This window comes from Citrobacter freundii complex sp. 2024EL-00216 (genome assembly GCF_043945515.1).
GTDB classification, from domain to species: Bacteria; Pseudomonadota; Gammaproteobacteria; order Enterobacterales; family Enterobacteriaceae; genus Citrobacter; species Citrobacter portucalensis.
The window spans coordinates 265,584-287,314 of sequence record NZ_JBIMRA010000005.1 but is presented as its reverse complement, the minus strand read 5'-3'; the positions used below and the strand labels follow the sequence as shown (position 1 = coordinate 287,314).

The window sequence follows — 21,731 nt, the reverse complement described above, 5'->3', positions numbered from 1 at the left end:
TGGCTATAACTTAGAAGTCGGTCGACTGTGTTTGTAAACCCGACACTTCAATTGTCGAAGTTTTCCCCGATTTCCTGTCGGTGACATTCAATTGCAGTTGTCCGTCCCGGTTGGCGATATCAATGATAAAATCATTGGTCACCATTCTTCCTGGTTTACCGGTATTAATGTTGGTGAGTAGGCCACCGAGAATTTGTGACTGAATCGCCTGAGTAAAGTTATCCAGAGCTGACGGGGTTTCAATACCGTAATCGTCATAGCTTGGATCTTTATATGAGTTCTGGGCCTGGGCGCTGTTCAACAGAAAAGCACCATTATTCGGGTTGCCACCAAAGTTTGGGTTGCGAAACTGGAACGTCATGTTTCCGGCCCAACTTAATGGTGAAATTAGCATGAGCAAAACCACTGCATGTTTAACACGCATGAAAGCCTCCGGACAAAATCATGTTTTAGAATTCATCACGCGCTAAATCGCTAGTGCTTAATAGTGTTTGATCTATTTGCCGGCGATTTAATGCTTCCTCAGTTTGTGCCAATGCGAAGACTACAATTTTGTCGAAGTCTTTTTTCGTCGGAAATAAAAAAGTCTGGAAGATAACGTCCTGATTGACCGTTATGGTGATCCAACTTCCCCAACGCGCACTGGGTCTTTCATTAATGGTTAAGTTTCCTGTGTACTCGCTTTCCCACTTATCACTAAAGGCCCGATAAAAATCATGCCCGATTGAAGAGACAGTGTGGTCAGTTAACAGCCCGGGAACCTCCACCTCTACGGTTGTCGCTGCGTGCAGACTCCCGGCAGCAAAGAATAAATTTGCTGCCACAATCCAGGTCAAATACCGTTTCATGGCTTTATCGCCTGAGGTTATCATTGGCCCATGAGACCGCCTGCGTACGGTTTTTGACAGCTATCTTTTTGAAAAGATTATAAAGATGTGTTTTTACCGTATTTTCACTGATAAACAGTGAGCGAGCGATTTCAATATTTGAGGCGCCGATACGCAATTTATTAAGGATCTCTTTTTCACGGTGCGTCAGCAGTGCCGACTCCGTGCTGTTATAACGATAATTTCCAGAGTGCGTGATCAGATAACTGGCAAGTTTTTGCGTGAAGTAACATTCACCGCGCAAGATACCCTGCAAGCCGCTTACGACACGCTGCTCGTCTTCAGTTGCGTAAAAAACACCATTGATATGCGGCCAGTTTTCGATATCCCGATAAGGGTAATCATCAGGAGTATTCAACAATAACGTCTTTATATTGTTGTTTTTTCTACTCAAATTATCTTGCCAGTAATGGATCAGTTTTTTATCTGCCTCCATCATATCCAGTAAAACAATGCAGCTGGAGGATATATCATCCAGAGAACGTTGAATATTATGTAGTTTTCCGGTGAGTGCCAGTGATTGTTTTAAATGCTGTAATAATGCAGTTGCCTGCAAAGAAGGTTTTGTGATCAACAATAATGTATGACCATGAATACTATGGACTTCATTAAACATGATGAAACTCCACTTTTTAGTCGCACACCTGACAGCTGTCTCTACTAAAATAGAGGCACCAGAAGTACTGACAGATGTTGCACTGCTGTGTAGATATAAAATATCGACCCAAAGGGGTGAAAATATTAAAACAAATGGACTTCAACTGATTTCAATCTAGCTATTACAAATCTTAAAGCAAGTGTTAAACGTGTAACAACTTGTAAAATTATATATTAAAATGTGATTTTATGGTTTTATTAGAGTTTAGATTTGATAGGAAAGTTGTACATTTTACCTTTGCTGCATAGATTTAAAAAATCATACAAATTATACTAACGCATTGATTTTAAATTAGTTAATTAATGGTTGTTGAGTTTTAGATTTCTAATGAATTCTAAAATCCTTGTCTCAATTTACGTTGGTCAATTTTAGATGGAAAAAAATGACCTTTGTCACGACTTGTACCGATGTCTATCTCGACGTTGTACTGAGAGGCCCTGATATCGTGCAAAATGCACTTTCTCAGTGACTGCATAGAAATTCATTACTGATAGCAAAATAAAAATAAAAGCCAGACCAGAAGCGGTGTTATTCACTGTTAATTAGTACTTTGGTGTGAATCCGGATATAAAAATACCACTCGCGGGTGAGTTATTTAAAATGTTTCCACGGACATACTCTTCATCGTAACGTGGCGTTAACAAATGTAAGTCATGTTAACAACAATTTGAGTGGTAATTAATTTAACTTCATGTACGACCAGGTCCAGGGTGACAACATGAAAAACAAGTTGTTATTTATGATGTTTACAATACTGGGAGTGCCTGGGATTGCATCCGCAACCAGTTATGATTTAGCTAATTCAGAATATAACTTTGCGGTAAATGAATTAAGTAAGTCTTCATTTAATCAGGCAGCCATTATTGGTCAGGTTGGTACTGCTAATAGTGCAAATACTCGCCAGGAGGGCACCAAGTTATTGTCGGTCATTTCGCAAGAAGGTTCAGGTAACCGGGCGAAAACAGACCAGACGGGATCAAATAACTTTGCATATATTGATCAAACGGGTAGCTCTAATGATGCGAGTATTAAACAAAGCTCTTACGGTAATACGGCGATGATTATCCAGAAAGGCTCTGGTAATAAAGCCAATATTACCCAGTACGGTACACAAAAAACAGCAGTTGTGGTGCAGAGACAGTCGCAAATGGCAATTCGCGTTACTCAACGCTAATCCATAAACGACGTTTAAATCAATCCGATGGGGGTTTACCATGAAACTTTTAAAAGTGGCAGCATTCGCAGCAATCGTAGTTTCTGGCAGTGCTCTGGCAGGTGTTGTTCCGCAATGGGGCGGTAATCATCATGGTGGCGGTAGCAACTATGGCCCAGACTCTTCAATGAGTATTTACCAATTTGGCTCTAGTAACGTTGCGAATGCGCTGCAAAGTGATGCACGTAAATCAGACGTGACTATCACACAACACGGACATGGTAACGGTGCGACCGTCGGCCAAGGTGCTGATGACAGTACCATTAGCCTGAAACAGACCGGCTTCCAGAACAGTGCTGATATCAATCAGTGGAATGCAAAAAATGCTGATATCAGCGTAACTCAGTTCGGTGGTCGTAACGGTGCTGTGGTTAATCAGACAGCGTCTGACTCCAATGTGCTGATTCAGCAGGTTGGTTATGGCAACAATGCTACAGCTAACCAGCACTAATTCAGTTTTCTGACTGATAATAAACAGGGCGAAAGCCCTGTTTTTTTTCGGGAGAATATTATGCACACGCTATTACTCATTGCCGCGTTGGCAAATCAAATAACATTCAATACAACTCAGCAAGGTGACATGTACACCATTATTCCTCAGGTGACATTAGCTCAACCGTGCGTATGTGAAGTGCAAGTCCTTGCCGTACGTAAAGGAAAGGGCGGACAAAGTCAGTCACAGCAGAAAACAAGCCTTTCGGTCCCTGCTAATCGGCCAATTGAATTAACAAAAATGAGCTTTAATATTTCACCGGAGGATTCGGTCAAAATTATCGTTACCGTTTCTGACGGGCAGTCTCTGCATCTGTCGCAACAATGGCCTGACTCAAACAGTCACCCATAATTTTTTGCCGGATTTGCATTAAGGGTGTGGCTGGGAGTGCAGTGCTGTTCTATGAATATAGAAACGAACAAACGTTTTATTTGATCGTAACTCGCAGCGGTGAAGGATCATTGCGATCCCTCAAGGATGATTAATCATTGAGGAACCCTTATGTGTACATTATTAAAGCGTATTTTAAATACCGGTTTGTGGGCTTTTTCTCTTTTAACCCTCCCCGCAATGGCGACGCAAATCTTACCCGGCGGGGTTATTCATTTTCGTGGTGCAATAGTTGAAGCACCTTGCGACGTTAACACTCGACAACAACAGATTGAATTGTCATGTATGCGTGATGGCACGATGAGTAATAGTCTCTACGACCTGCAACAGGTCACGACAGCACCTCAGAGTGTGGAACAAATTGCCACGGTGAAAATGCATTACCTCAATGAACAGAAAAGCATGGCTATTCTGAATATTGAATATAAATGAATCATTCTGGCGTAGGTATGCACGCTTATGGCTAAAAAGTGAGATTTCAAGGAAAACCCTGCTGTACACTTAACGGAGAGTGTTTTGTCAGGGGGAACTTATGCAATCGCGTGTTCATGTGTTACAGGGCGACATTACGACGATCGCGGTAGATGTGATCGTCAATGCGGCCAACTCCTCGTTACTCGGAGGAGGTGGAGTCGATGGCGCGATTCATCGTGCTGCCGGGCCTGCGTTGTTGGAGGCCTGCAAACAGGTTATACAACAACAGGGAGAATGCCCGACCGGGCATGCCGTTATCACGCTGGCTGGCGCGCTTCCGGCAAAAGCAGTTATTCACACCGTCGGACCCGTCTGGCAAGGCGGTGATCACCACGAGGCTGAACGACTTGAAGAGGCCTATCTAAATACATTGCAACTGGCCTTAGCCAATGGTTATCAATCCATTGCTTTTCCAGCTATAAGCACCGGAGCTTATGGTTACCCACGTGCTGCAGCGGCAGAGATCGCGGTGAAAACGGTGTTGAAATTTATCACCCGACGTACGCTACCCGATCAAATATACTTCGTGTGCTTTGATGAAGAAAACGCTCGACTATACAAGAGATTACTTACCCAACAAGGCGATGAACGCACGGACTGATATGACGCGACTTGAGCGTGCCATCACGCCGCTATGCGTAAACCACCCGGGAGAATGCGGCATTCTGACGTTGGATGACAGCCTGGATGCGTTTGCTGCTCGCTATCGGTTGACGGAAATGGCGGAACGTACCCTGGATGTTCAGTATTACATCTGGGAAAGCGACATGTCCGGGCTATTGTTATTTTCCGTTTTGCTGGCCGCAGCGAAGCGGGGCGTCCGGGTGCGTTTGTTGCTGGATGATAACAACACGCCAGGTCTGGATGACACGCTGTGTTTGCTGGACAATCACCCTAATATTGAAGTCCGCCTGTTTAATCCCTTTTCCTTTCGCATCCTGCGTGCCCTGGGCTATTTAACCGATTTTGCCCGGTTGAATCGACGTATGCACAACAAAAGTTATACCGCTGACGGCGTCGTAACTCTTGTGGGGGGGCGAAATATAGGCGATGCCTATTTTGGCGCAGGCGAACAACCACTGTTTTCCGATCTGGACGTTATGGCAATTGGACCGGTTGTCCAGGATGTTGCAGACGACTTTGACCGTTACTGGCACTGCCGTTCGGTTTCAACATTGCAAAACGTACTTGAGGTGGCTGAACCAGCTTCTACGCAAAAAATCGAACTTCCTGAATCCTGGTATAACGATGACATCACGCGTCGCTATCTACATAAGCTGGAAACCAGCCAGTTTATGACCCGTCTCGATCAGAGGTCGCTGCCGCTAATTTGGGCGAAAACGCGCTTGTTGAGTGATGATCCTGCAAAAGGAGAGGGGAAAGCGCCGCGCCACTCACTATTACCGCAGCGTTTGTTTGACGTGATGGGATCTCCCACCGAGCGTATTGATATTATTTCCGCCTACTTTGTACCAACTCGCGCCGGTGTGGCGCAGCTCCTGAGACTGGTGAGAAAAGGCGTTAAGATCGCAATTTTAACTAATTCTCTGGCGGCGAATGATGTCGCGGTTGTTCACGCAGGCTATGCGCGTTGGCGAAAAAAACTCCTGCGCTACGGCGTGGAGTTATACGAGCTCAAACCAACCCGCGATCGCGTTTCAGCAGTACACGACCGGGGATTAACCGGTAATTCAGGCTCCAGCCTGCATGCGAAAACCTTCAGTATTGACGGTCGTAAAGTGTTTATAGGATCGCTTAATTTTGATCCCCGTTCAACGCTGCTCAATACGGAAATGGGGTTTGTGATTGAGAGTGAAGTACTGGCTGAGTTGATTCATAAACGTTTTATGCAAAGCCAGCGTGACATGGCCTGGCAACTACGTCTTGACCGTTGGGGCAGAATCAACTGGGTTGATCGGCTTTCTGGCAGCGAACAGGTACTGAAAAAAGAACCCGCTACAGGATTCTGGAAGCGGGTTCTGGTGAGGCTTGCATCCGTGTTGCCCATTGAATGGCTGCTCTGAACCATTCAATGCAAGAAAACTAACCGGCTACCGCCTTGTTTTTATCCTGTTTAATGGGCGGTTTACCCGAAAAGAGAAACTTCAGCACCGGGATCCGTAAATGGATTTCGTACAGTATGACCGCAATTCCAACCACAAAAAGCAGACCGCAGAGAAAACCCAGCAGATTAGACTTGATATGCGGTGTGATATACGCGCCAAAAAACAGCGTTAGCGGGTGGTGCACCAAATAGATGAACAGCGACGCGTTGACAAAATAGGTCACGCGAGCCGACTGGAAATTCAGTAAACGGTGGCCAAGCGAGAAGACAACGTTCACCATCCATAGCCCCATGACCATGGTAATGACATATTCGGTTTCATACATCCAGGCATCGCCGTTGCCGTAACGCTGATTGAGCAGGTATGCGACAAATGCGAATGCGGCGCCTAGCGTGCAGCCGCGCGATGGCGTGGTAAACAGTGCTTTCAGATTCGGATTGATAAACGCCAGCGCACCAAGCATAAAGAAAGGCACATAGAACAGCGTTTGCATAACGATAAAATTAAACATGCCATCGCTGAGAATCGAAGGGTAGAGGATGAAAATCGTTCTTCTGACGGCGGCATAGCCGACACCCAACAATATAAAAATCAGCGTTAATTTGGTCATTGACACCCCCGATGCAGGGGTACCGTCTCCACGCGATAGTCTGTTTTTCATCTGGGTAAACACCCACATGCTCAGGGTCGTTAACACCACCAGAACCAGTAAAAACCACAGATGGGAAATCAGTTCCCAGGCCAGCGCATTGTATTTGTCATAGCCGCTGAGGGTATGCCAGCTGTCTGCTTTCCCTTTCACGTATTGCAGCATGATAAATTGCGGCAGCGTAAGAAGCGGAATCGCGGTCAGCATAGGGATCCCCACGCGTTCTACACGCACCTTCCACCAGCGTTTTAACGGATAGCGCAAAAAAAGCATGTAGGAAAAATAACCTGAAATGACAAAGAAGACCTGCATGCGAAATGCATGGATAAAGTCGTTAAAAAGGGTTAACCACCATGACGGTTCTGCGCTGTTCACGTGCCAGGTGTGGGTGGAGTAGATCAATGAAATATGGAATGGGATCCCTAACAACATTAGCCAGGCACGGATGGAGTCAAGAAAATATTCACGTGGTGGTGATACAGAGCTCATAGACAGTTACGTATTCTCAGACTTTTCGTCTTATCCCTAAGACGAATAATGGTTACATTCGAGGGCAACCCTACACGAAGTCCAACAACCTGTCTCCAGGATAAGCACGCAAAGTGAAAACAGGCAGATGAACCTGCTTAAACCATGAGCCAGCGCGCGAACAATACAGGGATTCAGTTGTCGGAGTACCCGATTATCCATTAAAATGGATCGGATCAATATAAGCACACAAAGGGGGAAGTGCTTACTAATTATGAAACATAAACTACAAATGATGAAAATGCGTTGGTTGGGTGCAGCAGTCATGTTAACGCTGTACACATCATCGAGCTGGGCGTTCAGCATTGATGATGTTGCAAAACAAGCTCAATCCTTAGCCGGGAAAGGCTATGAGGCGCCAAAAAGTAACTTGCCCTCCGTTTTCCGCGACATGAAATATGCGGATTATCAACAGATCCAGTTCAATCGCGATAAAGCGTACTGGAGCAATCTCAAGACCCCATTTAAGCTCGAGTTCTACCACCAGGGTATGTACTTCGACACGCCGGTCAAAATCAACGAAGTTACCGCCACGGCGGTGAAAAGAATCAAATACAGCCCGGATTATTTTAATTTTGGCGATGTTCAGCATGATAAAGACACGGTAAAAGATCTCGGCTTCGCCGGGTTCAAAGTGCTGTATCCGATCAACAGCAAAGATAAAAACGATGAAATCGTCAGCATGCTCGGTGCCAGCTATTTTCGCGTTCTGGGTGCAGGTCAGGTCTACGGCCTGTCAGCGCGTGGCCTCGCGATTGATACCGCTCTGCCTTCTGGTGAAGAATTTCCCCGCTTCCGTGAGTTTTGGATCGAACGTCCGAAACCGACTGATAAACGTTTAACCATTTATGCTTTGCTGGATTCTCCGCGTGCAACCGGAGCGTATCGTTTTGTCATTATTCCAGGCCGTGACACGGTCGTTGATGTTCAGTCCAAAGTTTACCTGCGCGACAAAGTGGGCAAACTGGGTGTGGCACCGTTAACCAGTATGTTCCTGTTTGGACCGAACCAGCCGTCTCCGGCGACAAACTATCGTCCGGAACTGCATGATTCTAACGGTTTGTCTATCCACGCGGGCAATGGGGAGTGGATTTGGCGTCCGCTGAATAACCCGAAACATCTCGCGGTGAGCAGCTTCGCTATGGAAAACCCGCAAGGATTCGGACTGTTGCAGCGTGGCCGTCAGTTCTCGCGTTTTGAAGATATCGACGATCGTTACGATCTGCGCCCAAGCGCCTGGATCACGCCAAAAGGTGACTGGGGTAAAGGTAAGATTGAGTTAGTTGAAATCCCAACTAACGATGAAACGAACGATAACATCGTTGCGTACTGGACGCCGGATCAACTGCCTGAAGCGGGCAAAGAGATGAACTTCAAGTACACTCTGACGTTCACGCGTGATGAGGACAAGCTTCATGCGCCGGAAAGCGCCTGGGTACAGCAGACTCGTCGTTCTACCGGTGATGTAAAACAGTCCAACCTGATTCGTCAGCCTGACGGTACCATCGCGTTTGTGGTGGACTTTACCGGCACAGATATGAAAAAGCTGCCGCAGGATACCCCGGTTACCGCACAAACCAGTATTGGCGACAACGGTGAAATCGTTGAAAGCACTGTACGCTATAACCCGGTATCTAAGGGTTGGCGTTTGATGCTGCGCGTGAAAGTTAAAGACGTGAAGAAAACCACTGAAATGCGTGCTGCCTTGGTCAATGCCGATCAGACGCTGAGTGAAACCTGGAGCTACCAGTTACCTGCCAATGAATAAGACAACTGAGTATATTGACGCAATGCCGCTTTCGGATATCGAGAAAGCGGCACTGCCGAAAACTGACATCCGCGCCGTTCATCAGGCGTTGGATGCCGAGCATCGTACTTACTCGCGCGAAGATGATTCACCGCAGGGTTCTGTGAAAGCTCGCCTTGAGCAAGCATGGCCGGATTCTTTGGCTAAAGAGCAGTTGGTTAAGGACGATGAGGGCCGCGATCAGCTGCAGGCGATGCCAAAAGCAACGCGTACCTCTATGTTCCCCGATCCCTGGCGTACCAACCCGGTTGGTCGTTTTTGGGATCGCTTGCGTGGGCGCGATGTGACGCCGCGTTATCTTTCGCGTTTGACGAAAGAAGAACAGGAAAGCGAGCAAAAATGGCGTACCGTAGGCACCATCCGCCGCTATACGCTGTTGATTCTAACGCTGGCGCAAACGGTCGTAGCAACCTGGTATATGAAGACGATCCTCCCGTATCAGGGGTGGGCATTTATTAATCCGGTAGACATGATGGGGCAGGATTTATGGGTCTCCTTTATGCAATTGCTGCCCTACATGCTCCAGACCGGCATTCTTATTTTGTTTGCTGTGCTTTTCTGTTGGGTGTCTGCGGGATTCTGGACTGCGCTGATGGGCTTCTTGCAACTGTTGATTGGACGAGATAAGTACAGTATCTCGGCCTCAACGGTTGGGGACGAACCGCTGAATCCCGAACACCGTACCGCGCTGATTATGCCTATTTGTAACGAAGACGTTGATCGCGTATTTGCGGGACTGCGCGCTACGTGGGAATCGGTCAAAGCAACGGGCAACGCCGAACATTTCGATGTTTATATCCTGAGCGACAGCTACAACCCTGATATCTGCGTGGCAGAACAAAAAGCGTGGATGGAGCTGATTGCCGAAGTGCAGGGCGAAGGGCAGATCTTCTACCGCCGTCGTCGTCGTCGCGTGAAGCGTAAAAGCGGCAACATTGATGACTTCTGTCGTCGCTGGGGAAATCAGTACAGCTACATGGTGGTGCTGGACGCTGACTCAGTGATGAGTGGTGACTGTCTGAGCGGCCTGGTGCGTCTGATGGAAGCGAATCCGAATGCCGGGATTATCCAGTCTTCACCGAAGGCTTCCGGTATGGATACGCTGTATGCGCGCTGCCAGCAGTTTGCGACCCGTGTTTATGGACCGCTGTTTACCGCCGGGCTTCACTTCTGGCAGTTAGGGGAATCACACTACTGGGGCCACAACGCAATTATCCGCGTGAAGCCATTTATCGAGCACTGTGCGCTCGCGCCGTTACCGGGCGAAGGCTCGTTTGCGGGATCGATCCTCTCCCATGACTTCGTGGAAGCGGCATTGATGCGTCGTGCTGGCTGGGGCGTGTGGATTGCCTACGATCTGCCGGGCTCTTATGAAGAGCTGCCGCCGAACCTGCTGGATGAACTCAAGCGTGACCGCCGCTGGTGCCACGGCAACCTGATGAACTTCCGTTTGTTCCTGGTGAAAGGGATGCACCCGGTTCACCGTGCGGTATTCCTGACTGGTGTAATGTCCTATCTGTCTGCGCCGCTTTGGTTTATGTTCCTCGCGCTCTCTACCGCATTGCAGGTGGTGCATGCGTTGACGGAGCCGCAGTACTTCCTGCAACCGCGTCAGCTGTTCCCGGTTTGGCCGCAATGGCGACCTGAACTGGCGATCGCGCTGTTTGCTTCAACGATGGTGCTGTTGTTCCTGCCGAAGCTGCTGAGTATTTTGCTCATCTGGTGTAAAGGGACGAAAGAGTACGGCGGGTTTATCCGCGTCACGCTGTCGCTACTGTTGGAAGTTCTGTTCTCCGTGCTGCTGGCGCCGGTGCGTATGCTGTTCCACACCGTCTTCGTCGTGAGTGCCTTCCTCGGTTGGGAAGTTGTGTGGAATTCGCCGCAGCGCGATGACGATTCGACCCCGTGGGGTGAAGCGTTTATGCGTCACGGTTCTCAGTTACTGCTGGGGCTGGTGTGGGCTGTGGGTATGGCCTGGCTGGATCTGCGTTTCCTGTTCTGGCTGGCACCGATTGTCTTCTCGCTGATCCTGTCACCATTTGTTTCCGTGATTTCCAGCCGTTCCACGGTGGGGTTACGTACCAAGCGCTGGAAGCTGTTCCTGATCCCGGAAGAGTATTCTCCGCCGCAGGTGCTGGTGGATACCGATACCTATCTGGTGATGAACCGTAAACGTACGCTGGACGATGGCTTTATGCATGCGGTGTTTAATCCGTCGTTTAACGCACTGGCCACGGCCATGGCGACTGCACGCCACCGCGCCAGCAACGTGCTGGAGATTGCACGCGATCGTCATGTGGAACAGGCACTGAACGAAACGCCGGAGAAACTGAATCGCGATCGTCGCCTGGTGTTGTTGAGCGATCCGGTGACCATGGCGCGTTTACATTACCGTGTCTGGAATTCACCTGATAAGTATTCTTCGTGGGTGAACTACTATCAGGGACTGACACTGAACCCGCTGGCGCTCAGGAAAAAATAAGCGTTCTGTAACGTGAAAATACCGGCCTGGTGCCGGTATTTTTTATATTGAATAGAATGAGTCGTGAGGTAGCAGGTGCGAATATTGGCTGTAGGAATAATGATCTTCTTCCTGAGCGGATGCGGCAGCATTATTAGTCGTACCATCCCAGGGCAAGGACACGGAAACCAATACTATCCTGGCGTGCAATGGGATGTTAGGGACTCCGCATGGCGCTACGTCACTATCCTCGATCTGCCATTTTCGCTGGTGTTTGATACGTTGCTGCTGCCGCTCGACATACATCATGGACCTTACGAGTAATTATCGCTCATCCCATTCATCGGCTGCGGTCTGTCCCTCTTCAGTATCAAGGGGAGGTTCCAGCTGGAATTCACCTTCATCCCATTCGTGAAGCGTATTTTCTTCCTGCCACTCTTGGCGGATTTCAATTTCATCATAGTCGCCATCAAAAACGCTCTGGGCCGCTTCCCCGCTCAGGATTGGAAGACATTCACCATCTACATCATCCTCGTCAGCAAAGAATTCCGCCTGCCACATAATGTCGCCATCCTGTAGCACGTATTTTTGGACGCTTAGCTGTTGAACGCTGGCGTCGTCTGACTCAAGGTCAGGGTTATCAGCCAGAAACACTTCACGAGCTGCATCAATAGCCTCTTCCAACGTGGCATAAAAATTCATGTCATTCTTTGCCATATTTCTTCTCCTAAGGCGAACAATAAAGGGGGATGATTCAATCTATAGACGGCGATCCGCAGAGCGTCAAACCCGTTAGCTGCATGGCTCACTCAATCAGATGATTACTGCCTGCAATGCCTACGAGACTGGGGGAAAGTAACTTCGGTTGTTTATGAAAAAATTTACATTGGCAGATACTGAAGCCGACGTAATATCAGGAAAAAAATTCAAGAAAAAATAGTAATGTATGTGATTTGCAATGTAGTAATGAAAATCAAAAAATTAAAAAATGACGTTATATAAGGAAATCTTCAGGGTTGAACGTTATTTTTTATGTGTTTTAGAGAGGGAATCCGATCGCTTATGACGTAATATTTCATAACTTAATAAAAACAAAGAAGAAAATTAATGCCCAATACGGAAGTGTCGCAGGTGCAATCAATGAAAGTGGCTAAACTTAGTGGTGTCGCTGGTAGTGACAAAGTATCTTTTGTGTATGGGGGCTGTGAATGGTGTGAGTGATACTAAAATAGTATACATAATAAAATGTTATTAATGACAAAGGTTATAAATCTATAAGAAACCATTAAATAAGAAATGAATTAGTGTCATTGAATCTGTGCAGATATAATAGTTTGCAAAATCTTATGCTTTATTATATAAAATGCAAAATTAAGAGAGCCCTTAAGGTTGTTATGGATAACGGCAATTCAAATAATAGAAGGTTAATGGCTTTCTATATAATCTGTTTGGCTAGCTATGTTCTTGGTGGAGTGTGTCTTACACAATTTAAATTAACGATACAAAGTGTGCCGCAAACAGTATATCTGATTATAATTGTAGGGTTATTCTTTTTATATGGGATAATCTTCCTGTTTATGTTATTCCAGTATCTTTGTAGAAAAGATCTCACCTGCCTTATGATATTAGGTATGGCGTTTCTTGGGAATAACATATTTTTCATCGAGACTATCTACATCGTTCAGGACTTGATTAATGATTATGCCTCAATCGAAAAAAGAACTAACGATATAGCCATATTCTATTACTTTCGGCAGATTAGTTTCATCGCTCTGCTATTTGTTTCATTAAAATCTTATAAAGTATCCTCGACAGTTATTGAAACCAAAGAAAGAGAACCTTGCTATATCGTTCTGTCTTTTTTAATCATGCTTGTTATCGCGGTGGTGGCGCACGCTCTGGCCAGTTACAACCCTAATTTTACACTCGAGATCACAAGCCTGAAGCCTGATAATGTCACCGTGCACTGGCATATTGGGTACATTTATTCGCTTATTGTATCCTGGGGACTGGTCCTGTTGTATTTAATCATTAAAACCAGAACGCATAACATCTTGTGGAAAAGTATAGGGCTACTGTGTTGCTCGGCAATATTGACCAATGTACTACTTCTGAGCCTGGATGAATATAGCATGTATATTTGGTATGTTAGCCGGGGGATTGAGGTGATAAGTGCCCTGTGTATAATCTCAATACTGATGTACAACACCTTCATCATCTTAAAAAAAGAAACGGATTCAGCTATTAAAGACGCAATGACTAAAATATATAATCGTAAACTATTCTATAAGTCATTAAAATCATCATTAGAAAAAGGCGCAGTATGTGTGATGGTTCTGGATATTGATAAATTCAAACGGATTAACGATACCTACGGCCATCAGGAAGGTGACAGAGTGATAATCAGCATTGTCGACATTGTCAATAAATCAATCAGAGATACGGATATTTTTGCCAGAGTAGGCGGCGAAGAATTTGCGATCCTTCTTAAGTGTAACGATAAAGATGAGGCAATTGTTGTTGCAGAGCGAATTAGGCGAAATGTAGAGAATGGTACGTCAATACCAAATTCGTATGAGTTAAAAGAAAAAATGACGATAAGTATCGGTGTATATTGCAGTAAGATTGATGATGAATCAGCGGATAAAGTTGTTTCATACGCCGATGCCGCATTGTATGAAGCCAAAAATTCTGGCAGAAATAAGGTGTGTTACTATTATCATTAAGGTTGAAATATACGCCGTGTAAGATAAGTTTATTATTCCGAACCGGCGAATACAAATACACAAATCATCCCACGACCTCTGTACTCCGACGACGGCGCAGGCTATTCCACGAGTACAGGGCGTTAAACAGTACGACGCCCGCGGTCACACAGAAAACGGCACGAAAACCGTAGTTGGCGGATATCGCTGCCCCCATTAGAGGTCCTGTTACGTTACCGATATCGCGAAATGACTGGTTATAACTGAAAATACGTCCAGCTATTTGATTGGTCGAGTTGTAAACCAGCAGCGTTTGTACCGCCGGGAGCAGAGCGCCGTCGGCCGCACCCAATAAAAAGCGCAGAACACCAAGCTGCCAGGGCGTATGGACAAATGACATTGGAATAAGCAGTAACACAGAAACGATCAGCGCGACGATCAGGATCTTCTCTGGGCCAATTCGATCGCCTAATTTGCCAAGTTTCGGGGCGCTGATTAATGCCGCAACGCCGGGGACAGAGGCTATCATCCCACTGATAAACGCAATATTGCTGACGTTGCCAGCCAACTCTCGAACGTACAGAGTCAGTATTGGCGCGATAGAACCGGTGGCTACCTGAATGATCAAAGTGGTGATAAACAGGCTCAGCACAAGTTTGGGGTTCTTTAAAGAGGCCACGACTTCACGAATGTGCAGCATCTCCTTCTTGCTCACCGGCTGGAAACGCTCGCGGATAAAAAATAGCGTCAGGATGAAGCAGACCAGCAGCACGCTGGCGGTGATGAAAAATACCGGGCGTAATCCGTACTGATCCGCGAGCAGCCCGCCAGCTAGCGGCCCGAGCAGTGCGCCACTAACGCCACCGGTTGAAAGCGTTCCCAGTGCCCAGCCGCTTTTATTGCGTGGAACCTGGGTGGCGATCAGTGCATTCGCATTGGGGATGAATCCACCAAGCAGCCCTAACAAGGCGCGCAGGATTAAGAACTGCCAGATATTTTGCGCCAGTCCCATCAGCAGCATCACAATTGCCATGCCCAACGCGGAACGCAGCAGCATGATTTTTCGTCCTTTGCGATCGGCAAGGCCACCCCAGAAAGGAGAAGCAATGGCTGAAAAGAGAAAGGTGATGCTGAAGACCAGGCCTGACCACATATTCAGGGCGCTATGACCCGTGACGCCGAGACTCTCGACGTAAAGAGGCAAAAAGGGCATGACCAGGCTAAATGCTGCTCCGGTTAAAAAACAACCTAACCAGGCAACGGTGAGGTTGCGTTTCCAGTTTATGGGGGCATCTGAGGGTGACATAGCGATCCGCAGTGTGATGCGCTGTTTGCGCTATCGATTGAATATAAGTAAGCAGGCTAATTATGCGCCTGGTTGATAGTTGCTGCAATGCGGATAGCAGTTAAACCTAAAACGGGTAGGGAGCGGGTTGCAGCCCACTGGGCTGCAACTCTGCGTCAGTACAGAGAAGGGGAGCCTTCAGGACGCGTCTTGAAGCGACGATGCAACCACATATACTGCTCTGGCGCCATCATGATGCATTGCTCAACAATTTTGTTCATCCACGCAGCTGTAGTCTCTGCGTCGTCCAACGGTGGTGAACATTCTGGAGGCAACATAATCAATTGATACCCTTTACCGTCAGGTTTGCGGCGGGGAACAAACGGTACCAGGCAGGCATTGGACATGCGTGAAAGCATCCAGGTCCCTGAGGTTGTTGCGGCTTGTTCAACGGCGAAAAGTGGTACAAACACGCTGGCGCGAGGGCCGTAATCATGATCCGGCGCGTACCAGACCACTTCGCCCTTTTTCAAGGCTTTAATCATCCCTTTCAGGTCTTTACGATCGAGCATTGATTTATTCGAGCGCATGCGGCCCCAGGTTTGTAGCCAGTCCAGCAGCGGATTGTCATTAGGGCGATACACACCAATACCCGGCTCCTGCAAGCCAAACTGGCGCGCACCCAGTTCCAGAGTCAGAAAGTGCAGACCCACTAACAGAATCCCGCGTTTTTGCGCCTGAACGTCACGGATATGTTCCATTCCGATCACTTCCGTCCAGCGCGAAATACGCTTATCGGACCAAAACCAGGCCATCCCGGTTTCCATTACGCCCATGCCTACTGATTCAAAGTTTTTGACGACCATCTGCTGGCGTTCCTGCTCACTCATCTGCGGGAAGCACAGTTCCAGATTTCGGGAAACAATTTTTGCCCGACGTTTCATCAAACGTAGCGCCAGTCGACCTAATGCACAGCCCAACTTAAAGAGGATGGGGTAGGGTAACTGCACGATTAACCAAAGGATGCCAATACCCAGCCAGGTTAACCAATAACGTGGATGCAGTAACGCAGCCGAAAACTTGGGTAAATTCGTCATGTCTATCCTGTCTTCAAACGACCAATTCCCTGTATTGTCGCATTTTTTCGCGCGTATCAAAAATTTGTGACGGGAGAACGGTGATTAATTCCGCAATTGTTGTTGCGATTTTATCGTGAAGTATGAAATGTAGCGTAAAATGTGTGGATGTAAATTGGCGATGTTTGCTTTATTATGCCGCCGATTTTCATTTATTCCTTATTTGCAGGATACGTACACCATGCCAGTGTTACACAACCGCATTTCGAACGACGCCCTCAAAGCCAAAATGCTGGCCGAGACCGAGCCGCGCACGACGATCTCATTCTATAAATATTTCACCATTGCCAATCCTCAGCACACGCGTGATGCGCTGTACCAGATGTTCACCGCATTGAACGTCTTCGGGCGAGTATATCTTGCCCATGAAGGAATTAACGCGCAAATCAGCGTACCGCAAAGCAACGTCGAGGCATTTCGCCAGCAGCTCTATGCGTTTGATGCTGCATTGAAGGATTTACGTCTGAATATTGCGCTGGATGATGACGGTAAATCGTTCTGGGTACTGCGTATGAAAGTCCGCGAACGTATCGTGGCGGATGGTATTGACGATCCAGACTTTGACGCCAGCAACGTGGGGGATTATCTCAAGGCAGCAGAAGTGAACGCCATGCTGGACGATCCTGAAGCGGTATTCATTGATATGCGCAATCACTATGAATATGAGGTGGGTCATTTCGAGAATGCGCTGGAGATCCCGGCAGACACGTTCCGCGACCAGTTGCCGAAAGCTGTTGAAATGATGCAGGCGCATAAAGATAAAAAAATCGTGATGTACTGCACGGGTGGGATCCGCTGTGAGAAAGCCAGCGCCTGGATGAAACACAATGGATTTAGCAGAGTCTGGCACATTGAGGGCGGTATTATTGAGTATGCCCGCAAGGCGCGTGAACAGGGACTTCCGGTACGTTTTGTCGGTAAAAACTTTGTCTTTGATGAGCGTATGGGCGAAAGGATCTCTGAAGATGTTATCGCGCATTGCCATCAGTGCGGCACGGTGTGCGATAGCCATACTAATTGCAAAAATGATGGCTGCCATCTGTTGTTTATTCAGTGCCCGGCTTGTGCGCAGAAATATAAAGGCTGCTGTAGCGAGCTGTGTAGCGAAGAGAGTGAGTTGCCGGAAGAGGAACAACGGCGTCGTCGTGCGGGACGTGAAAATGGCAATAAAATCTTCAATAAATCACGCGGTCACCTGAATACCAAACTGGGTATTCCAGACCCTGCGCAATAACATGATGCCGGATGAGGGGCAGAACCTCATCCGGTAATTCATGCGTTACTTCTGCTGAACACCTTCCACTGAGATGATCAAATCGACTTCCTGCGATGCAGGTCCGAGATCGGTGGTGATGTTGAAATCCTTCAGCTTAATCTTACCTTGCGCTTCAAAACCAGCGCGCGTACCGTCCCAGGGATCGCCACCCTGACCGATGAGCTTCGCGTCCAGCGTAACCGGTTTGGTAACGCCGTTCAGGGTCAAATTACCGGTGATATCCAGGTCATTCCCCTCTTTTTTCACGCTGGTGGAGCTGAAGGTAGCCTGCGGGAATTTTGCCACGTTAAGGAAATCTGCACTGCGCAGATGCTTGTCGCGTTCGGCGTGATTAGTGTCAACGCTGTTGGTGTTGATGGTTACGTTAACCTTATCGGCTGCGGGATTTTTCTCATCAAAGGTAAACGTACCGTCGAAATCTTTGAAAGTGCCGTACAGCCAGCTGTAACCCAGATGCTGAATACGGAAATTAACAAAGGCATGCTGTCCTTCCTTGTCAATTTTGTAATCTGCCGCCACGGCCGACCCGGTGGTGAATAAAAGAGAAGCGAGTGTAAGTCCCAGCAGGTTTTTTTTCATTTTAAGCTCCATAGTCAGATGACGATTTTCCCAACATGCGATTGAGGGTATCGTCGTTATCAATAAAGTGATGTTTCAGGGCCATCAGTCCGTGTAGTAGGGATAAAATCACCACGGTCCACGCAAGCCACAGGTGCAAGCTACCGGCGAGGTCGGCCTGGGAACCCGCATTGGCCAGGGTGGCGGGAATGTCGAACCAGCCAAAGACGCTTATCGCTTTGCCATCTGCGGTGGAAATCAGATATCCGCTGATGACTATTGAAAAGAGCAGCAAATAAAGTACGAGGTGACCCATTGCCGCGGCGATACGGGTTAAACGGGAGTAGCTTGCCAACGCAGCAGGCGGAGGGGAGAACAACCGCCAGATAACGCGGATAACCAGTCCCATCATGAGTAGGATGCCGATGCTTTTATGCAGTTCGGGGGCCTGGTGATACCAGCCGTCGTAATAGCTGAGCGTGACCATCCATAACCCCAACGCAAACATGCCATATACAGCAATCGCAATCAGCCAATGTAATGTGGCTGACACTACGCCATAGCGCTGTGGAGTATTATTGAATTGCATAAGCACACCGATTGATATTTCAGAAGTGAATGAAAATGGCGTGTAAAAGACATTAATGCAACTAATAAATAACAATAGTGATGATATTTGTTTTTTGTTCAATAAAGTTGACTGATTGTTGAGGTAATCATCAAGGGATTAGTGCGAAAATATGTGGCGGGGCTTAGTCTATGGGATGTTATGGTTTTTGTTATTGTTCAGTTTATTGCAATGAAAATTAAGCTAATCTCAATTTTTGTCAATTATTGTCAGCGCGCAGGAATCAGAAAAACATAATATATATTACATCCATAATGGCCAGCAGTGACCATAAAATAATGTAGAGCATAAGATGCTCGCGAATATTATTAACCAGATAGTGAAAGATACGGCGCATTGACGTTATTCCTGTCATTAAAAATGGCCTCACCAACGAGGCCATTCATTTATTATCACTTAAAACGGCTTAGCCTGAAGGGGGTCAGGTCAAAGTCAGACGGTTTGTCCTGAGCGAAGTCTGCCGCAATCTCTCCCAGTACAGAGGCAAACTTAAAGCCATGTCCGCTCAGTCCGGTAATGATCAGCGTGTTGTCATGTTCCGGCAGAGTATCAATTATAAAGTCTTCATCTGGTGAATTATCGTAAGTGCAGGATGCGCCGTGCAGGCAACAGCCAACGCCAGGCAGAATTGTGCGCAGGAATGGGAAGGCTTCAGAACCGTCGCTGGCTACAGCGGCAAATGGCTTACGCTCTTCTGCAGAATGGATTACCTGTCCGCCATTGTGCTTACCAATTTTCAGCTCGTCGTTTTCAGCCGGGAAACCGTAGTATTGATCGCCATTTGGCAGCTCGCCGGTGAAAGCCGGGAAGTTATTCTTAACGCTGTAGCGCCCATCGGCCTGATACCAGGCGAACACTTTGCGCACAGGTTGTATCGGTAGTTCAGGGACTAAAGCCTGCACCCAGGTACCGGCGCTGATCACTGCTTTCTTCGCGTGGTAGTCACCGTCAACCGTTTCTACCGTGATGCCATCATCACCGTGATGAATTGCGCTGACCGGGCATTTAAACAGTTGCGCACAGCCTGCTTCTTCCACCAGACGGATCCAGGTTTTAATTGCTAACTCACTGCGTAAAAAACCGGACTCCGCTTCAAACAGACCGATATAGTTGTCAGGTACGCGAATTTCCGGCCAGCGAGCCATGATGGCCGCTGCATCTAATTGTTCAACGTTAAGTTGCCACTGTTTTGCGCTTTGCGCTGCAGTTGCTAAGAAGGTTGACTCTGCCGGACCGAGGTTGATAACTCCGGAGCGAACAAAAATCGGTTCTTCATTATGGGTGGACAGTTCATCCCACAATGTTTGCGCACGTAGCACCAGCGGAACGTATTTTTCGCCTTCGCCATAAGCATGACGAATTAATCGAGTATCGCCGTGGTGGCTGCCCTGTTGATGTGGTGGCATATGCGCATCGATCATCAGAACCTTCAGACCGGCACGAGTGGCATAGTATCCAGCTGCGGCGCCTACCGAACCGCTGCCAATAATGATTAAGTCGTATTTCATCCGCTTCTCTCTGCAATCGCGATAGTAGAAGGGTAAATAACTGACCTGGAATATTCAACCTGGAAATAAGAAAGGCACCGCTAAGGTGCCTTTTGATGGTTGGATGTATCAGGTTTAATGTCGCTGATACTCATTTACCTGGTAATCGCCATATTCAATTTTGGCGATTCCTGCTTCTAATATCGAAATAAATTGCCTGGCAACATCAGTGGTTAACCAGAGCGTTTGACCAACTTCAGTCCCATCCGGGTCAGGGCGATTCGGGGTTTGGTAGTGCAAACGCAGCATCAGCGCATCGTAGCTATCAACAGTGCTGATGTCCCACCCTACAAGCGGATGAGTCTGAATGACTTCATTATTCTTTTCCATCATGCCCCCTAATTCGTGTTACTAGACAACGGTTTTCGAGGTTCAATGCGTTTTTTTCTGAAGCAACTTCAGTATATCAATAAATAAGGGTATTCATTGAAAATTTAAAGAGGGAAGGGCATAAATTTTTTGTTTTCAGCGTTATCTGACTAAGAAACCGACATGTTATTCATTTTTTTTTAGTATGTTGCACAATTATTTTGTTGTTTTGGTTAAAAGATAATCGGTGGGTTAATATTAAATTAAATGCTCGTCAGAAGAAATTCGCGATTGATTACAAGATAGCGTGTATAAAAAAGCCGGGGCGACCCGGCAAACAAACATCACTGCATATCATTATTTATTCGTTGATGAACCAGTCATCCGCGCTTTCCCAGGTTTCCTGTAGGATCTCGCTGATGCGCTCTTTGTCCTCTTTGGTCGCGCCAATAACCGACAGATTGTTTGCGCCGGCATAACGGACGGTAACGTTACCTTCGTTATCCGGAAAATGGTGCTGAATACGGCGGGAGAGTTCACCTGCCAGTGCGTCGATTGCACCGGCAGGTAAAGGTGAAGTTTTGGCAATAGTGACTTCAATACGCATAGTAGCCCCCTGTGGAATATACTGTTTATTTATACAGTTATCCGAATCGGTTGG

Annotated in this window: 24 protein-coding genes; 11 read left to right on the top strand and 13 right to left on the bottom strand. The window is 47.2% G+C overall.

The genetic code is table 11. From position 1 onward, the window contains the following. Positions 1 to 10: 10 nt before the first annotated feature. From csgF to csgD, 3 genes are read right to left on the bottom strand one after another with little or no spacing between them, the layout of a single operon-like run. On the bottom strand, positions 11 to 424 hold the full coding sequence (gene csgF, locus ACHHZ7_RS09050) for a curli production assembly/transport protein CsgF (protein ID WP_003832089.1): 414 nt from the start codon (positions 422 to 424) through the stop codon (positions 11 to 13). A gap of 25 nt (positions 425 to 449) precedes the next feature. Next, positions 450 to 848: a curli production assembly/transport protein CsgE gene (csgE, locus tag ACHHZ7_RS09045; protein WP_008784336.1), complete on the bottom strand. Its 399-nt coding sequence runs from the start codon at positions 846 to 848 to the stop codon at positions 450 to 452. Positions 849 to 852: 4 nt separating this feature from the next. Next, positions 853 to 1,503 (bottom strand): biofilm master transcriptional regulator CsgD, encoded by a 651-nt coding sequence (gene csgD / locus ACHHZ7_RS09040; RefSeq protein ID WP_003832092.1) that lies wholly within the window; start codon positions 1,501 to 1,503, stop codon positions 853 to 855. Positions 1,504 to 2,263: 760 nt separating this feature from the next. Here csgD and csgB point away from each other — a divergent pair. The 6 genes from csgB (at position 2,264) to ACHHZ7_RS09010 (ending at position 6,139) form a co-directional block, all read left to right on the top strand. Further along, a complete protein-coding gene (csgB, locus tag ACHHZ7_RS09035; RefSeq protein ID WP_032941802.1) occupies positions 2,264 to 2,719 on the top strand; it encodes a curli minor subunit CsgB in 456 nt (151 codons plus the stop codon). A 40-nt stretch (positions 2,720 to 2,759) separates the two neighbouring features. After that, positions 2,760 to 3,209 (top strand): curli major subunit CsgA, encoded by a 450-nt coding sequence (csgA, locus tag ACHHZ7_RS09030; RefSeq protein ID WP_008784338.1) that lies wholly within the window; start codon positions 2,760 to 2,762, stop codon positions 3,207 to 3,209. 60 nt (positions 3,210 to 3,269) lie between these two features. Further along, positions 3,270 to 3,602 (top strand): curli assembly chaperone CsgC, encoded by a 333-nt coding sequence (gene csgC / locus ACHHZ7_RS09025; protein WP_020996502.1) that lies wholly within the window; start codon positions 3,270 to 3,272, stop codon positions 3,600 to 3,602. Between the two features lie 150 nt (positions 3,603 to 3,752). After that, on the top strand, positions 3,753 to 4,073 hold the full coding sequence (locus tag ACHHZ7_RS09020) for a type 1 fimbrial protein (protein WP_060682392.1): 321 nt from the start codon (positions 3,753 to 3,755) through the stop codon (positions 4,071 to 4,073). Between the two features lie 100 nt (positions 4,074 to 4,173). Next, entirely contained in the window at positions 4,174 to 4,716 is a 543-nt protein-coding gene (gene ymdB, locus ACHHZ7_RS09015; protein WP_003832103.1) for an O-acetyl-ADP-ribose deacetylase, read from the top strand. Next, the gene (locus ACHHZ7_RS09010; RefSeq protein WP_375294537.1) at positions 4,649 to 6,139 is read left to right on the top strand and encodes a phospholipase D family protein; all 1,491 of its coding nucleotides are present in this window, start codon (positions 4,649 to 4,651) and stop codon (positions 6,137 to 6,139) included. The genes ymdB and ACHHZ7_RS09010 overlap by 68 nt, the downstream gene beginning before the upstream one ends. A 19-nt stretch (positions 6,140 to 6,158) precedes the next feature. Here ACHHZ7_RS09010 and mdoC read toward each other — a convergent pair whose 3' ends face one another. Then, entirely contained in the window at positions 6,159 to 7,319 is a 1,161-nt protein-coding gene (mdoC, locus tag ACHHZ7_RS09005) for a glucans biosynthesis protein MdoC (protein ID WP_032942947.1), read from the bottom strand. Positions 7,320 to 7,590: 271 nt separating this feature from the next. On the opposite strand from mdoC, the gene mdoG reads away from it, so the two are divergent. From mdoG to ACHHZ7_RS08990, 3 genes are all read left to right on the top strand, one after another. Next, on the top strand, positions 7,591 to 9,126 hold the full coding sequence (gene mdoG / locus ACHHZ7_RS09000; protein WP_103014639.1) for a glucans biosynthesis protein MdoG: 1,536 nt from the start codon (positions 7,591 to 7,593) through the stop codon (positions 9,124 to 9,126). After that, a complete protein-coding gene (gene mdoH, locus ACHHZ7_RS08995) occupies positions 9,119 to 11,647 on the top strand; it encodes a glucans biosynthesis glucosyltransferase MdoH (protein WP_032941800.1) in 2,529 nt (842 codons plus the stop codon). Before mdoG ends, mdoH begins: the two co-directional genes overlap by 8 nt. 75 nt (positions 11,648 to 11,722) lie before the next feature. Then, entirely contained in the window at positions 11,723 to 11,950 is a 228-nt protein-coding gene (locus tag ACHHZ7_RS08990) for a YceK/YidQ family lipoprotein (protein WP_003832117.1), read from the top strand. On the opposite strand, the gene ACHHZ7_RS08985 is transcribed toward ACHHZ7_RS08990, so the two are convergent. After that, positions 11,951 to 12,328 (bottom strand): MysB family protein, encoded by a 378-nt coding sequence (locus tag ACHHZ7_RS08985; RefSeq protein ID WP_008784346.1) that lies wholly within the window; start codon positions 12,326 to 12,328, stop codon positions 11,951 to 11,953. It lies immediately after the preceding gene. A gap of 692 nt (positions 12,329 to 13,020) precedes the next feature. Between ACHHZ7_RS08985 and ACHHZ7_RS08980 the strand changes: the two genes are divergently transcribed. Next, a complete protein-coding gene (locus ACHHZ7_RS08980) occupies positions 13,021 to 14,352 on the top strand; it encodes a sensor domain-containing diguanylate cyclase (RefSeq protein WP_060683737.1) in 1,332 nt (443 codons plus the stop codon). Between the two features lie 64 nt (positions 14,353 to 14,416). On the opposite strand, the gene mdtG is transcribed toward ACHHZ7_RS08980, so the two are convergent. Together mdtG and ACHHZ7_RS08970 are read right to left on the bottom strand one after the other, a co-directional pair. Next, entirely contained in the window at positions 14,417 to 15,637 is a 1,221-nt protein-coding gene (mdtG, locus tag ACHHZ7_RS08975) for a multidrug efflux MFS transporter MdtG (RefSeq protein ID WP_032942948.1), read from the bottom strand. A gap of 155 nt (positions 15,638 to 15,792) precedes the next feature. Beyond that, entirely contained in the window at positions 15,793 to 16,713 is a 921-nt protein-coding gene (locus tag ACHHZ7_RS08970) for a Kdo(2)-lipid IV(A) acyltransferase (protein ID WP_003036136.1), read from the bottom strand. Positions 16,714 to 16,933: 220 nt separating this feature from the next. Between ACHHZ7_RS08970 and ACHHZ7_RS08965 the strand changes: the two genes are divergently transcribed. Continuing rightward, positions 16,934 to 17,986: a rhodanese-related sulfurtransferase gene (locus ACHHZ7_RS08965; RefSeq protein ID WP_060682390.1), complete on the top strand. Its 1,053-nt coding sequence runs from the start codon at positions 16,934 to 16,936 to the stop codon at positions 17,984 to 17,986. Positions 17,987 to 18,031: 45 nt separating this feature from the next. Here ACHHZ7_RS08965 and ACHHZ7_RS08960 read toward each other — a convergent pair whose 3' ends face one another. From ACHHZ7_RS08960 to dinI, 6 genes are all read right to left on the bottom strand, one after another. Beyond that, the gene (locus ACHHZ7_RS08960; RefSeq protein ID WP_060682389.1) at positions 18,032 to 18,607 is read right to left on the bottom strand and encodes a YceI family protein; all 576 of its coding nucleotides are present in this window, start codon (positions 18,605 to 18,607) and stop codon (positions 18,032 to 18,034) included. Position 18,608: 1 nt separating this feature from the next. Further along, positions 18,609 to 19,175, bottom strand: coding sequence for a cytochrome b (locus ACHHZ7_RS08955; RefSeq protein ID WP_060682388.1), 567 nt, complete (start codon positions 19,173 to 19,175; stop codon positions 18,609 to 18,611). 262 nt (positions 19,176 to 19,437) lie between these two features. Further along, positions 19,438 to 19,551: a YceO family protein gene (locus ACHHZ7_RS08950; RefSeq protein ID WP_003036148.1), complete on the bottom strand. Its 114-nt coding sequence runs from the start codon at positions 19,549 to 19,551 to the stop codon at positions 19,438 to 19,440. A 55-nt stretch (positions 19,552 to 19,606) separates the two neighbouring features. Further along, entirely contained in the window at positions 19,607 to 20,722 is a 1,116-nt protein-coding gene (gene solA / locus ACHHZ7_RS08945; protein WP_060682387.1) for an N-methyl-L-tryptophan oxidase, read from the bottom strand. Positions 20,723 to 20,836: 114 nt separating this feature from the next. Further along, positions 20,837 to 21,091, bottom strand: a complete 255-nt coding sequence (gene bssS / locus ACHHZ7_RS08940; protein ID WP_395148972.1) for a biofilm formation regulator BssS — start codon at positions 21,089 to 21,091, stop codon at positions 20,837 to 20,839. Positions 21,092 to 21,431: 340 nt separating this feature from the next. Then, a complete protein-coding gene (dinI, locus tag ACHHZ7_RS08935; protein WP_003036157.1) occupies positions 21,432 to 21,677 on the bottom strand; it encodes a DNA damage-inducible protein I in 246 nt (81 codons plus the stop codon). Between the last annotated feature and the right edge of the window lie 54 nt (positions 21,678 to 21,731).

Excerpts from the sequence above, each read along its gene's own strand:
- csgF (WP_003832089.1), bottom strand. The coding sequence starts at position 424 with ATGCGTGTTAAACATGCAGTGGTTTTGCTCATGCTAATTTCACCATTA.
- csgE (WP_008784336.1), bottom strand. The coding sequence starts at position 848 with ATGAAACGGTATTTGACCTGGATTGTGGCAGCAAATTTATTCTTTGCT.
- csgD (WP_003832092.1), bottom strand. The coding sequence starts at position 1,503 with ATGTTTAATGAAGTCCATAGTATTCATGGTCATACATTATTGTTGATC.
- csgB (WP_032941802.1), top strand. The coding sequence starts at position 2,264 with ATGAAAAACAAGTTGTTATTTATGATGTTTACAATACTGGGAGTGCCT.
- csgA (WP_008784338.1), top strand. The coding sequence starts at position 2,760 with ATGAAACTTTTAAAAGTGGCAGCATTCGCAGCAATCGTAGTTTCTGGC.
- csgC (WP_020996502.1), top strand. The coding sequence starts at position 3,270 with ATGCACACGCTATTACTCATTGCCGCGTTGGCAAATCAAATAACATTC.
- ACHHZ7_RS09020 (WP_060682392.1), top strand. The coding sequence starts at position 3,753 with ATGTGTACATTATTAAAGCGTATTTTAAATACCGGTTTGTGGGCTTTT.
- ymdB (WP_003832103.1), top strand. The coding sequence starts at position 4,174 with ATGCAATCGCGTGTTCATGTGTTACAGGGCGACATTACGACGATCGCG.
- mdoC (WP_032942947.1), bottom strand. The coding sequence starts at position 7,319 with ATGAGCTCTGTATCACCACCACGTGAATATTTTCTTGACTCCATCCGT.
- mdoG (WP_103014639.1), top strand. The coding sequence starts at position 7,591 with ATGATGAAAATGCGTTGGTTGGGTGCAGCAGTCATGTTAACGCTGTAC.
- mdoH (WP_032941800.1), top strand. The coding sequence starts at position 9,119 with ATGAATAAGACAACTGAGTATATTGACGCAATGCCGCTTTCGGATATC.
- ACHHZ7_RS08985 (WP_008784346.1), bottom strand. The coding sequence starts at position 12,328 with ATGAATTTTTATGCCACGTTGGAAGAGGCTATTGATGCAGCTCGTGAA.
- ACHHZ7_RS08980 (WP_060683737.1), top strand. The coding sequence starts at position 13,021 with ATGGATAACGGCAATTCAAATAATAGAAGGTTAATGGCTTTCTATATA.
- mdtG (WP_032942948.1), bottom strand. The coding sequence starts at position 15,637 with ATGTCACCCTCAGATGCCCCCATAAACTGGAAACGCAACCTCACCGTT.
- ACHHZ7_RS08970 (WP_003036136.1), bottom strand. The coding sequence starts at position 16,713 with ATGACGAATTTACCCAAGTTTTCGGCTGCGTTACTGCATCCACGTTAT.
- ACHHZ7_RS08965 (WP_060682390.1), top strand. The coding sequence starts at position 16,934 with ATGCCAGTGTTACACAACCGCATTTCGAACGACGCCCTCAAAGCCAAA.
- ACHHZ7_RS08960 (WP_060682389.1), bottom strand. The coding sequence starts at position 18,607 with ATGAAAAAAAACCTGCTGGGACTTACACTCGCTTCTCTTTTATTCACC.
- ACHHZ7_RS08955 (WP_060682388.1), bottom strand. The coding sequence starts at position 19,175 with ATGCAATTCAATAATACTCCACAGCGCTATGGCGTAGTGTCAGCCACA.
- ACHHZ7_RS08950 (WP_003036148.1), bottom strand. The coding sequence starts at position 19,551 with ATGCGCCGTATCTTTCACTATCTGGTTAATAATATTCGCGAGCATCTT.
- solA (WP_060682387.1), bottom strand. The coding sequence starts at position 20,722 with ATGAAATACGACTTAATCATTATTGGCAGCGGTTCGGTAGGCGCCGCA.
- bssS (WP_395148972.1), bottom strand. The coding sequence starts at position 21,091 with ATGGAAAAGAATAATGAAGTCATTCAGACTCATCCGCTTGTAGGGTGG.
- dinI (WP_003036157.1), bottom strand. The coding sequence starts at position 21,677 with ATGCGTATTGAAGTCACTATTGCCAAAACTTCACCTTTACCTGCCGGT.